The 13031-nt window shown below is 70.7% G+C and carries 8 protein-coding genes; 1 reads left to right on the forward strand and 7 read right to left on the reverse strand.

The window, feature by feature from the left end; translation table 11 throughout:
- Nucleotides 1-1920 carry a KedN5 family methylcobalamin-dependent radical SAM C-methyltransferase gene (locus ABD330_RS10510; protein WP_344463292.1) on the forward strand — a complete coding sequence of 640 codons (1920 nt, stop codon included), beginning with the start codon at nt 1-3 and terminating at the stop codon, nt 1918-1920.
- Between the two features lie 96 nt (nt 1921-2016).
- Here the strand turns inward: ABD330_RS10510 and ABD330_RS10515 are convergent, their stop codons facing one another.
- From ABD330_RS10515 to ABD330_RS10545, 7 genes are all read right to left on the reverse strand, one after another.
- Nucleotides 2017-3153, reverse strand: coding sequence for a GNAT family N-acetyltransferase (locus ABD330_RS10515; protein WP_344463294.1), 1137 nt, complete (start codon nt 3151-3153; stop codon nt 2017-2019).
- A 67-nt stretch (nt 3154-3220) separates the two neighbouring features.
- The gene (locus tag ABD330_RS10520) at nt 3221-3502 is read right to left on the reverse strand and encodes a hypothetical protein (RefSeq protein ID WP_344463296.1); all 282 of its coding nucleotides are present in this window, start codon (nt 3500-3502) and stop codon (nt 3221-3223) included.
- Between the two features lies 1 nt (nt 3503).
- Nucleotides 3504-4787 carry an MFS transporter gene (locus ABD330_RS10525; RefSeq protein WP_344463298.1) on the reverse strand — a complete coding sequence of 428 codons (1284 nt, stop codon included), beginning with the start codon at nt 4785-4787 and terminating at the stop codon, nt 3504-3506.
- Entirely contained in the window at nt 4784-5035 is a 252-nt protein-coding gene (locus ABD330_RS10530; RefSeq protein ID WP_344463300.1) for a hypothetical protein, read from the reverse strand. The genes ABD330_RS10525 and ABD330_RS10530 overlap by 4 nt, the downstream gene beginning before the upstream one ends.
- Nucleotides 5036-5102: 67 nt before the next feature.
- Nucleotides 5103-9629 (reverse strand): non-ribosomal peptide synthetase, encoded by a 4527-nt coding sequence (locus ABD330_RS10535; protein ID WP_344463302.1) that lies wholly within the window; start codon nt 9627-9629, stop codon nt 5103-5105.
- Nucleotides 9622-12789, reverse strand: a complete 3168-nt coding sequence (locus tag ABD330_RS10540) for a non-ribosomal peptide synthetase (RefSeq protein WP_344463304.1) — start codon at nt 12787-12789, stop codon at nt 9622-9624. Before ABD330_RS10540 ends, ABD330_RS10535 begins: the two co-directional genes overlap by 8 nt.
- 45 nt (nt 12790-12834) lie before the next feature.
- Nucleotides 12835-13014 (reverse strand): MbtH family protein, encoded by a 180-nt coding sequence (locus ABD330_RS10545; protein WP_344463306.1) that lies wholly within the window; start codon nt 13012-13014, stop codon nt 12835-12837.
- Between the last annotated feature and the right edge of the window lie 17 nt (nt 13015-13031).

The raw sequence follows: 13031 nt of genomic DNA on the forward strand, positions 1-13031 counted from the left end.
TTGAGTGAGAAGAAGAGAGCCTGGCTGATCCAGCAGGGCGTCTGGGCGACCGCGAAAGACTCGCTTCCGCTGGCCGCGGCCTACATGAAGGCCTACGCACTCGATGACGACCGGATCGCCTCCGAGATGGACGTCGAGGTCTTCAGTTTCGACGGCGGCGTCACCCTGGCAGGCCTCGCCGACTGGCTGATCGCCAAGAACGAGGAACTGCCGGACGTCCTGGCCTTCTCGGTCCTCGGCTGGAACTACCGCACCTTCGGATCCCTCGCCGAGACCTACAAGCAGCTCAAGCCCGACGGCTGGGTGGTCTTCGGCGGCACGCACGTCGCCTACCAAGGGGACCGCGTCTTCGCGATGTTCCCCGAGGTCGACATCGTGGTCAACGGCGAGGGCGAGCTGACGTTCCGGGATCTGCTCCTCGCCAACTTGGACGGCCGCCACCCCGCCACCACGGACGAACAGATCCTCGGCATATCCTTCGTGAATTCCGACGGGAAGGTGGCGACCACCCCGGACCGCCCGCGGATCGAAAACCTCGACATCATTCCGTCGCCCTTTCTGACCGGATCGATCCCGCTCACGAACGAGCAGGGCGATTTCCGTTACGACGTCGCCCTGATGGAAACCAACCGAGGCTGCCCCTACACCTGCTCGTTCTGCTACTGGGGTGGAGCCATCGGACAGCGGATCCGGTCATTCTCCCGCGAACGTCTGCGCCGTGAACTCGAAGTGTTCGGCAGGCACAAGGTGCACACGATCGTCCTCTGTGACGCGAACTTCGGAATGCTCCAATCCGACATCGAGTTCATCGAGGACTTCGTCGAGGTCCGCAACAAGTACGGTTTCCCGAAGGCGCTCGAGACCTCGTGGGCCAAGAACAAGTCCGCGATGTTCTACAAGATCGTCAAGCTGATGCAGGAGGAGGGGCTGCACACCACCTTCACGCTGGCGCTGCAGACCCTGGACGACACGACCCTGGAGCACATGAACCGGCGGAACATGAAGGTCAACCAGTGGGAGGACCTCGCCGAGTGGCTCTACAAGGAGAATCTCGAGTGCTACGCCCAGCTCATCTGGGGCGCCCCCGGTGAGACCATCGAGTCGTTCCTCGCCGGATACGACAAACTCGCGCGTTACTCGACCCGGATCGCGTGCTACCCGCTCCTCATCCTCCCCAACACCGACTATGCCAAGAACAAGAACGAGTTGGGGATGGTCACGGTCCGGGGCGACAACGACGACTTCGAGTACGTGCTCTCCCACGAGACCATGACCGCGGCCGAGAACCGCCAGATGCGCCGGTTCATCTTCTGGTCGAGGCTGCTCGTCGAGACCTCCATCATCAGGTACACCTGGACAGCGGTCCGCTCGTTGACGGATCTACCGCTTTCGAAGGCCGTGTGGGCTCTCATGGAGTGGTTCTCCGCGTCGGACGACCCGGCTGCCGCGCCGCTGCGGGAGTACATGGAGAAATCGATCATCGACCAGGAGGTGATCAGCCCCGCGATCGAGTACCTCCTCGGGCAGGCAGCGGCCAAACGAGTCCTCGCCCAGGCCTGGAACGAGTGCATCCGCCCGCACTTCGGCACCGACTCCGCCGAGATCCTCGACGAGGTGTTCCGCTATGACCTCATCACGCTCCCCGCGTACACCTCGGACCAGGAGAGCAGGTCCGCGGAGTTCCCGAGCGATGATCTCCCGAGAATCGTCAGGGACGGCCAGGAGTACCACGTCTGGCGGGACGTTCACCTGAAGCACGACGTCCCGTCCCTGGTCCGGGCGTTGAGGGCCGGCGAGGACCACGAGCGCTTCCTCGCCGAGACGGTCACCACTCTCCACTACCGGGTCGACGCGGACACGGTCGTAGGCCCCACCGGCCACGGCGAGCTCATCTACTTCATGGGCTGGTCCGACTCCTGATCCGCTCCGCACCCCCGCACCTTTCGGTGCAGCCGCGCGGCCCTCACCATGCCGGGCCCCGCGGCTGCACCGAAGGCGTCGGCGCGCAGGCCCGCGTCACACCGTCAGGAGTGCGGTGAGCCGGTCGGCGTCCACGGGGTCGAAGACCCTGACGTAGCCGTGCTGCGGGATGCTCGTCGCGCCGCGGGTGGCCTTGGCGCGATCGGTGGTCGTGTAGTACTCGATCGTCCTGAGTCCTTGGGAGGCGGCGACTTTGATCTGCTCGTACATGATGCCGAAGTAGACCGGAAGGTTGCTCGGGACGCTGTAGTCGAAGCCGACCATGCGGGCATACAGCTGGCTCTTCCACGGAACGACCACACCGAAGCCGCGCAGATGCCCCTCCTGCTCCGCGAGGATCACCTGGCTGCTGCACCCGGCGAGCATCCGAAGCCGGGCGAGGATCTGGTCGGCCGCGGCGGAGCCCGCGTGTCGCTCCACCGTCGCCGCACCCATCGGCCAGAGCCGCTCGACCAGTTCGTCGTCGAGCGGAACCACGCGGAAGGCCACCCCGGCCTCGTCCAGCTTGGCGAGCTCGCGCTTGATCGCCCGCCGCCGGTCGTACGGGAGATGGTCCAGATAACCGTCGAACGAGTCCCACATCATGTTCAGGACCGAATGCGCGGCCACCGGGAACTCGATGTAGCCACGGGCCAGCAGCACTTCCCGCAGCTCGTCGTTACGGTCCTCCACGTAGGGGAAGTTGACCGATCGTGCGCCGGACTCCCGGGCCACCCGCTCCAGCCCGTCCAACAGCCTCTCGGCCGTCGCCCGGCGCTCCGACCGATCGAGGCCGTCCGCCAGCGAGAGCATGGAGTTCGCCAGCGTCACGCCTCCGCACGCGAGACCGGGCAACATGCGGCCCGTCAGCGCCTGGACTTCGGTGGATTCCGGGGCTTCCGGAGAACCGGCGCTCAGCGCGGTGGTCAGGATGTGGTCGATCCGGCTCAGCCGGTTCAGGCTGTCCCGGTTGCTGGTGGGCGAGGCTTCCACCAGGTGCCCCACCGCGGAGCCTTGGGGGCCCGCCGTGCCGTCCCCCGCCACGACGTAGAACACCTTCCCGTCGCGATTCCGCTCGGATGACGCGAGCCATGCCGAGGACAGGTGGAACGCCGATTCCGCGACCAGCCTGTCCCAGCTCTCCACGTTCACGTCGGTGATCGTCCGATGGACGGTAACGCTCTGCAGCGACAAGATTCTGACTCCCTGATGTTGTTGTGGTGGGTTCGAGCGGTAGGAGGCCGCGTCCCGTGCCCCGCGGTCAGCCCACCGGCGGCCTGACGGGCTGGAAGTCGATCAGCACCACCTCCAGGTCGCACACATCCGCCAGCACCTCCTTGAAGCGGTCCGCCCGCTGCTCGGAGCGGGTGCTCACCCGGACGAACGGCTGGAGGTTCCCCTCCCAGTCCCGGACGAGCGAGCCCTGGCTCTCGACGAACACGCAGTCCTTGCGGAACGGCTCGGCGGTCAGCCGGTCACGCACCCGCGCCTCCATGCCCTGGCGCCGCTCGGGGTCGAACCCGAAGAACTCGATGGTGGGCACATCAACCTCTCTTGCTGGACGGAAAAGGAGAGCTGGCCATCGCCCAGCGAGCGGCGGCGAGTGTGCCGACTCCGCCGACCAGGAAGAGAGCCATGAGGACGAACCAGCCGGCCGCGCCGAGCTCCGCCAGCAGAACGCTCATCAGCCCGGGCGCCAGCATCAGGGCGCCGGACTGCGCCAGACCGAACATGCCCTGGTACTCGCCGTGCCGGTCCTCCGGCGCCAGTTCGACGGACAAGCCGAATCCGCTGCTCACGAAGGCCAGTTCGCCGACGACGTGCACCAGGGCGGCCACGAGCAGCACCGCCACGACCACGAGTCCGGTGCCGCGAAAGCTGCACGCGAAGACCGCGCAGGACAGCGCCAGGACGACGCCGGACCACAGGCCCATCCGGGCGGCGCCCGGGATGTCCTTGACCTTGGCGGCCGCCCGCTTCTGGAACAGGACCACCACTACCGCGTTGAAACCGATGAGCACGCCCGTCGTCCACAGCGGAGCGTGGGTGTGCCGGGTGATCCACAGGGGCACGCCGACATCCAGCATCCCCCAGTTCAGCGCGAGCATCCCGTTGAAGAAGCAGACGGCGAGGAACGGTGCGTCCCGCACGGCGAGTGCCCGCTGCTTGATTCCGCGGTCCCGCAGTGACGCGACGTGCGGCGCACGCAGCAGCAGCAGGCTGAAACCGAAGCAGGCGCCGCCGTACAGCAGGATCAGCGCCAGATAGCCGGCCCGGCTGTCGAAGGAGAGCACGATCGCGCCGATCAGCGCACCGACCACGATGCCGGCCTGGTTCAGCGAGCGCGCCGTCGCCAGACTGCTCAGCCGCTCTTCGCCGCTGGTCAGACCGGAGATCAGTGCGATCCGGACACCGGGCGCGGCCCGCTCCGCCGCCACCGCGAAACAGCCGGCCGCGATGATCGCCGCGAATCCGTGGAGGAAGGCGTAGGAGCAGATGGCCAGGCCCTGCACCGCCCCGACCACCATCAGCGTCTCGCGCAGGCCCAGACGGTCCGCGAGATAGCCGACGGGCCCGCCCGCCAGCAGGCCCACGACTCCGGCCAGCGTCATCCCGACCGCGAACTGGCCCGGCGAGAGACTGGCGTACCGGACGAAGAAGGTGGCCCAGCAGGTGAACCAGGCCCCGCGGCCCAGCGAGAGCACCAATGCCGCGAGGAACACCGGACCGAGCGGCTGCCGCCACTGGGCGACGACCGGCCGGGCCCGGACCGAACTCGGCTCAGCCCCTCGTGACTTCAGTCCGGAGGCCGAGGTACGAAGCATCATCGTGCCGCCGCCATCGCTTCGTCCGCGGTGTCACCGATCGGCAGGTGGGAGAAGCCCGGCCGGCAGCTCGGCGTCGGCGGGGTCCCTTCGCCGTCCATGCTGAGCGGGTAGCGCGCGGTTTCGCCGCGCTTGGCCTCGGCCGACGCCGGCCAGGCCCGGGAGAGGTGGAACCCAGGACCGCCGAGCAGCCGGTCCCACTCCTCCACCGGCCCCTCGGCGATCGTGTGATGAGCCGTGACATCTGGCACGGGTACTCCTTTTTCTTGACCGTCCTGAGCGCCGGCGCGGCCGGCGCTCAGGACATGAAGCCGGCGCTCAGGACATGAAGAGGATCAGCGACATGCGCTTGCCGGACTCCACGACGCTGACCGCGTGCTGCAACTCCGGCTTGGCCACCAGGATCTCGCCGCGGTTCACCCGGAAACGGCGCTCGTCCTCCGGGGTGACCTGGGCGATGAACTCTCCGCCGGTGTAGTCGTTGGTCAGGCCGATCACGATGCTGATCCTGTAGCCCGGGTTCGACTCGTGGTCGTTGTGGAAGCCCACCTCGCCACCCGGGTAGAGGAAGTTGGTCTGGGCACGGCTCACCGTGGCCGTCTCCAGACCGAAGCAGTCGGCCCAGAAGGCCAGTGCCTTCTCCGAGGCCGCGATGGCGAGGATCTGCTCGGCGATCTCCGGCGCCTCGACCTTCGCCGGGGCGTAGCCGAGCTCCGCGCGGACGATGTCCACCGGGTCCACGACGATGCGGCCCACGCCGACACGGTTCTCCTCGCCGATCCCGTCCGGGTGCGGCAGCTTCAGGCTGAGCGTGATCAGGTCCTCGATCTCCTCCGCCGAGTAGCAGGACTCGCCCTGGCGGAGCAGCACGACGCCATCGTTCTGAAGAGTCTGCTTCGCGATGCTCACGGTGATTCTCCCTGGTGTGTGCGGGTGGTCGCCGGACGCGGCGCGCGCGGTGATCGAGCGCACCTGCTCGGCAAGTTCATGGATGGCGGGCGGGCGCAGCATGCCGAAGTGGTCGGCTGCGACATCGCTCGTCCGCAGCAGCGGGACGGTCCCGGCCCAGCCGCGCCCGTCGTCGTATCCGCCGTCGACGAGTCCTGGATAGCCCCCGGCCGCCCGGATCAGATGGACCGGGAAGTCCGGCGTTCCCGGGCTCGGCCGGTAGGTGTGGAACGCCTCGGTGGTGGCGGCGACCATGACGGCCATCGCCCGGAGTTCCTCGGCGCCGAGTCCGTCGGGGACGAGGCCCTGCGCGCGGAGGAAGCCGAGTCCGTCCTCGTCGGAGGAGGCCGGTCCCTCCTCGGGCTCCGGCACCCAGCTGTCGAACATCGCCACTGCCGCCGGGGGGAGGCCCCGGGCGCTCAGCGCCGTGCCCAGCTCGTAGGCGAGGACACCGCCGAAGGACCAGCCGGCGAGGACCAGCGGCCCCTCGGCCGCCAGGCGCTCCACGGTCGGCAGCAGCTCGGCGACGAACTCCGGTACGGTCCGCGGCGGGTTGCCGCCGAGGCCCGGAGCGTTCGCCCCGAGGACGGCGAGCCCGGGGGCGAGCTCGCGGGCCAGCGGCGCGTAGGCGAGGGCTGATCCGGAGGCGGCGGGCAGCAGCAGCAGCCTTGGCCCGTCCGCGGCGACACGGGTCAGCGGAACCAGCAGCCCGTCCGCCGCCGACCGCGAGCGGACGAGGCCGGACAGCAGGGCGGCGGTGGGGTGCTGCGCCAGTTCCGCGATGCCCGGCCGGAACCCGGTGCGGCGTTCCACCACGGCGGCCAGCCGCAGGAGCAGCAACGAGTTCCCACCCAGCTCGAAGAAGGTCGATTCGGCGTCGGGGACGGCGTGTCCCAACACCTCCTCGAAGGCGGCCCGGATCGATTGCTCGACGGGGCCGCGGTCGGCCGCGGCCGGGACGGCGCGCCCGGCGGAGTGCTGCTCCCGCCAGATCGCCGCCAGCGTGGCGGTGTCCGTCTTCCCGTTGGTGTTCAGCGGGAGCTGAGGCAATGTCAGCAGCGTCCGCGGGACGAGCTGCCGGGGCAGCCGGGCCGCGGCCCAGCCGCGCAGCTCGTCGGGATCGGGCATGGCCTGGCCGTCCGGTGTGCAGAACGCGACCAGTTCCTCCGAGTGCTGTCCGCCGAGGACGAGCACCCGCGCCGAGCCGACCGACGGATGCGCGGCGAGCACCGCCTCGATCTCGGCCGGTTCGATCCGTACGCCGTGCAGCTTGACCTGGCGGTCCAGGCGGCCGAGGTACTGGTAGCCGCCATCGGGCAGCCGGCGGACGGCGTCGCCGGTGCGGTAGAGCCGCCGCCCGGGCTCCGGGCCGAAGGGATCGGGCACGAAGCGCTCGGCGGTCAGTCCGGGCTGCTCCCAGTAGCCGATCGCGGTGCCCAGCGGACCGCCGATGTAGAGCTCGCCCGGGAGCCCGTCGGGGACCGGTCGCAGCTCCGCGTCCAGCACGTACAGCCGGGCGTGCGGCAGAGCGGTGCCGATCGGCACCGTCTCGGTGCCGCGCTCCCGGGCGCAGATGTACGCGGTCACCGCGTTGGTCTCGGTCGGCCCGTAGAGGTTGACCAGGGTGGCCCGGAGTTGTTCCTGCACCCGGTCGCGCAGGGCGGGGGTGAGCGCCTCGCCCGCTGACAGCACATGGCGGAGCGTGTCGCACTCCCCGGCGGTCGGCTGCTCCAGGAAGTACTCGAGGATCGACGGGACGAAGTTGACCACGGTCACCCGCTCGCGCCGGATCAGCGAGGCCAGGTAGGCCGGGTCCGCGTGCCCGGTCGGCGCTGCCACGACCAGCGCGGCGCCGCGCTGCAGGGGCCAGAAGAGCTCCCAGACCGAGACGTCGAAGCCGTACGGCGTCTTCAGCAGCACCCGGTCCTCGCCGTCGAGCGGCATCCGGTCCTGGAGCCAGTCGAGGAAGGCCTGCGAGGCGTCGGTCGGGAAGGCGACCAGCTTCGGCCTGCCGGTCGAGCCGGAGGTGTACAGCAGATAGGCGTGGCCGCCGGCGGGGGCCGGCGTGGTCCGCCAGGGTGCGGGCGCCATCGGCGCGGCGGCCGCGTCCAGCACCTGCCAGGGGCCGTCGGGCAGCAGCTCGCGGGTCCGTCCGTGGAGCAGGACGGCCTTGGCGTCGGCCGACGCGAGCAGCTCGGCGATCCGGGTGGGCGGGGCGGTGGTGTCGATCGGGACGTAGCCGCAGCCCGCCGCCGTCACGGCGTGTACGGCGACGACCAGATCGGTGGAGCGCTCCAGCAGCAGGGCCACCCGGTCGCCGGGGCGCAGGCCCGCCTCGCGCAGGTGCTCCGCGAGGGCGGCCACCCGGTCGGCGAGGTCGGCGTAGCCGAGGGTGTCGCCGTGCGCGTCGACGAGTGCGACGGCCTGCGGGGTCAGCGCGGCCTGGCGGAACAGGCCGTCGGCCAGGCTGAGCCGGTCGGCACCCGGCCGCCCGGCGTCGGCGTCCGCGTGGTCGGGCTCGGCCAGCGGGATCGCCGCCACTGGGGTGTCCGGTCGCCGGACGACCTCGCGCAGGACGGCGAGGAAGGCCGCCAGCGCTCCGCGCGCGGCGATCTCGTCGGTGCCGCGCCGCGCCCACTCCACCGAGCCGGAGATGCCGTCGCCGAGCTCGGAGCAGGAGAAGGTCAGGTCGAACTTGGCGGTGCCGCTGTCGAGATCGTGCAGCCCGCGCAGCCGACCGTTCCACTCGGGTGCGTCCGTCGTGGCGTTGAGCCAGGCGAACATCGTCCGGAACAGCGGACTGCCGGACCGGTCGCCGCTGGAACCGGTCAGCGCCACCAGTTCGTCGAACGGCATCGGCTGGTGGTCGAGGGCGTCGAGGACGGTCCGGTTCACCCGGCGGGCGACCTCGGCGAAGGGGTCGTCCAGCGCGATGTCCGTCCGCAGCGCGAGCGTCCGGACGAAGAAGCCCACCACCCGGTCGAGCTCGGGGTCCTGGCGGCCGGCCGTCGGTGATCCGACCACGACGGCCGGGGAGTCGGTGAACCTGCGCAGCACCACCTTGAAGGCGGCCAGGCAGACGGCGTTCAGCGTCACGCCCAGCCGCTCGGCGAGCGACTGCAGGGCCTCGGCCAGTTCGTCGTCGAGCCGGAACGGGATCAGTCCGCCGCCGAGACCGGGATCCTCGGCCGCCGACTCGTGGAGGGCGAGGGTGGTGGCCGCGGGTGCGTCCGCGAAGCGGCCGGCCCAGTACTCCTGGACACCGTCCGGGGCCGGGCCGTCGTCGTTGCGGGAGACCCAGTCGACGAACTCGACCGCGGGGGTCTCCGGTTCGCCGCCGGAGAGCAGCCGGGCAAGGTCGGCGAAGAGCACGCCCACCGACCAGCCGTCGACGACGAGATGGTGAAAGATCATGACCAGCTGCCAGGTGCCGTCCGGCAGCAGGATCGCCGTGGTCCGGTACAGCGGTGGGCGGCTCAGGTCCAGCGGACGTCGGGCGGCGTCCTCGGCGAGCGCCCCGGCGCGGCGCAGGGCCGCCTCGACCGTGTCGTCCGTCAGGTCGTGCCAGTCCAGCGGCACCTCGGGGGAGGCGGTCACCTCCTGGACCGGGGCTTCCGGCGAGCCGGACACCCGCAGCCGCAGGGCGGGGTGCAGCTCCTGGAGCCGGCCGAACGCGGCCTCGAGTCCGGCCCGGGTCGGGTGCTGTTCGAGGTCGAGCCGGAGGGCGATGTTGTTCTGCGCGGTGCCTGGGTTGCGCTGTTCGAGGAACCAGAGCCGCTGCTGGGCCCTGCTGAGCAGCGCCGAGGTCGCGGGCCGGCGGACGGGGGCCTCCGGGGCGTTGCGGCCGCGCAGCAGCAGTTCGACGAGCTCCCTGCGCCGTTCGGAGATGTCAGTCATGGGTGTGCAACGCCTCCAGCATGGCGAGCGTCTCTTCGTCGGTGAGCCCGGCCACGAGCTCCTCGATCTTGTCCTGGACGGCTTCGGCGAGCGCCGCGACGGTGGGCCGGCCGCTGAACAGCGAGGCCCGCAGCGTGACCCCGAAGTGCTTGCCGACCGCGCCGAGCACGCGGACGGCACTGAGCGAGGTCCCGCCGATGCGGAAGAAGTCGTCGTGGCGGCCGATCTCGCGGACACCGAGCACCCGCGACCAGGCGGCCGCAATCTCGGTCTCCAGCGGGCCGGTCGGCGGTTCGGAGCCGGCCTCCAGCGGGAACGCGTCCCGGTCCGGCTCCGGCAGGCTCTCGCGGGCGATCTTCCCGCTCATGGTGCGCGGGAAGTCCGGCAGCAGGACGAAGGCGCCGGGCACCATGTACCAGGGCAGCCGCGCCCGTACGTGGGCGGCGAGTTCGCGTGGGGAGGTGGCGCTGTCGGGGACGACATAGGCCGTCAGCCGGGCCGTGCCGGCCGATGTGCGGGCCGTCACCACACAGGCGGCGACGGCGGGGTGGCCGATGAGGACGTTCTCGATCTCGCCGGGCTCGACCCGGCAGCCGTGGATCTTGACCTGGTGGTCGACGCGGCAGAGGTACTCGAAGAGGCCGGAGTCCAGTCGTCGGACCACGTCACCGGTGCGGTAGAGGCGTTCGCCGGGGCTGCCGGGGTGCGGAGCGAACCGCTCCGCGGTCAGCGCGGGCCGCCCCTGGTAGCCCCAGGCGAGTCCGCCCGGAGCACTGACGCACAGCTCGCCCGGCACGTCCACCGGTACCGGCTGCAGCATCCGGTCGACGACCTGCAGGGAGTACGCGCCGACCTCGCGGCCCAGCAGGGTCGCTCCCGAGGCCTGCTCGTCCGTTCCGTTCCAGACCGTGACCTCCGAGGTCTCGGTCTGCCCGTACTGGATGTGCGCGGGGACGCCGAAGTGGTCGCGGGCCCGGCGGAGCAGGCTGGTCGTCACCGCCTCGCCGCTCGCGATCACCCACCGCAGGTGCGGGTACGGCCCGGTCTCGCCGGCGCCGAGGTACGTTTCCAGTGCCGCCGGCACGAAGTGGACCAGGACCACGGGCTCCTCGCGCAGCAGCGAAGCCAGGTGGTCGTTGTCCGTCTCCCGCCCGGGCCCGACCACGCGCACCTCGGCGCCGACGAACAGCGGCAGGAATATCTCCCAGATGGAGATGTCGAAGATCAGCGGGGTCTTGTGCAGTACCGCCTCGGCGGGGGCCAGCGGGTAGGCGTCCCTGAGGTAGGCCAGCCTGGTGCTCACGCACCGGTGGTCGATGGGCACGCCCTTGGGGGTGCCGGTGGAACCGGAGGTGTAGTAGATGTACGCCAGGTCACCCGGGCGCACCACGATTTCGGGGGCGGTGTCGGCGGCGCTGTCGTCCGGTACCACCACCGGCGCGATCGTGGACAGTTCGGCATCCTCGGCCGGGTCGGCGACGATGGCGGCGACGGCGGCGTCCGAACAGATCGTCCTGATCCGCTCGATCGGGAAGCGGGTGTCGAGCGGGACGAAGGCCGCCCCGGCCTTGAGGATGCCGAGCACCGCGCAGATCAGCTCCGGTCCGCGGTCGAGCCGGATGCCGAGCCGACTGCCCGGGCCGATGCCGGACTCGGCAAGCCTGGCCGCGAACGCATTCGCTCGTCGGTTCAGTTGGCGGTAGGTCAGCAGGCCGCCGTCCCAGCGGACGGCCACGGCGTCGGGAGTCCGCAGGGCCTGCGCCTCGAAGTCCACGTGCGCCGGTGCCTCGCCCCGGTAGTCGTCGGCGGCGGGGCGCGGGGCCGCGGCGGCGGCCATCTGCTCCGGGGTGAGCAGGGCCAGCTCGTCCACCGGGGTGTCCGGGTCCTCGGCGGCCGCCTCCAGCAGCCGGCCGTAGGCCGTGGCCCACCGCGCGGCCCAGGCACCGTCGAACAGCGCGGTGTCGTACTCCAGTTCGCAGTCGAAGCGGTCGCCGACCTGCTCGACCAGCAGGGTCAGGTCACACTTGGAGGTGCCGTTGTGCACCGGGAGCCGGGTCAACGGCAGGCCCCCGAGCATCGGAACGCTCTCCACCGGGGTGTTCTGCGGCCCGAACATCACCTGGTACAGCGGGGCGTTCCCGCTCTGGCGCACGCCGGGCAGCCCGACCACGTCCTGGAACGGGAGCCCGCCGTGTTCGAGGCCCTCCACCACGTGCTGGAAGGCCGAGGCCACCGCGGTGCGGAAGGTCGTGGACTCCGCGTAGTCCTCGAGGGCCACGATGGTGTTGCTCAGATAACCGAAGGTGCGCTCCGCGTCGGCCGTGTCGCGTCCGGCGATCGGCAGGCCGATGCTGATCCGCTCGTTGAGCGAGTAGCGGTGCAGCAGCGCCCCGAACCCGGCCAGCATGATCGAGAACGGGGTCGCGGCGGTCTTCCCGACCAGTCGGTCGACCGCCTCGGCCGACACCGTGAAACGGTGCACAGCACCGCTTCGGAAACCGGCCCGCCCCTCCCGGCCCAGCCGCAGGGGAGCGGCCCCGCCCTGGAGCCGCTCGCGCCAGTAGCCGCGGTCGCGCTCCACCTCGGCGCTCGCCAGCCGGTACCGTTCGCTTACGGTCCATGCGGCATGGTCACCGGCCGGCTCCTCCGGGCCCTCCCCGTCGAGGAACAGTGTCAGGTCCCGCAGGAGGATCTCCAGGGCCCAGGAGTCGCAGACCGAGTGGTGGAAGACGAAGCCGAAAGCGGTGCCCTCCGGCGCGATCGGCGCCAGCAGGGCGCGGACCAGGGGCGGCCGGGCCAGGTCGAACGGCTCGGCCGCGGCGGCGTTCAGCGCCTCGGTGAATTCCTCCAAGCCGGCGCAGGACAGCTCCCGCACCTCGCACTCGGCGCTCGGGTGCACCTCCTGCGACAGCCCGTCGTCCGTCCAGCGGAGACCGGTCCGCAGAGCATCATGACGCTGCGTCAGATAGCGCATCGCCTCCCTGAGCCGGTCGGCGGTCAGTCGCGCGGCGACGTGGTAGCCGACCGGCACCGCATAGGGAGCCGTACTTCCGTCCGCCTCGGCAGTCAGCCAGAGCCGCTCCTGCCCGCTGGAAGCGGGCAACAGCCGGACCTCCGAGTGCGTGGCGGCAGAGGTGAACTGCGCCATCTGTGGGTTCATGGTTGCCTCTCGCTCGAAGGCCCGGGCCGATGTCACGATGGACGGTCAGCGGGAACTGGCGGGTCGGATGTCGGTCCAGGTCCGGTCGATGTACTCCAGGCACTCCTCCTTGGTGGCCGCCTGGTACACCGGCTCCCAGCCCGCGGGAATGGGCAGGTGGTCCCGCCAGATCGAGTACTGTCCCTCCGCGTTGCGGACGGCGTACCAGAGATGGCGCTGACTCACCTCGCCTGCCCTCCCCT

Origin of the sequence: Kitasatospora kazusensis, assembly GCF_039529945.1 — a bacterium.
In the GTDB taxonomy this organism is placed as follows: Bacteria; Actinomycetota; Actinomycetes; order Streptomycetales; family Streptomycetaceae; genus Kitasatospora; species Kitasatospora kazusensis.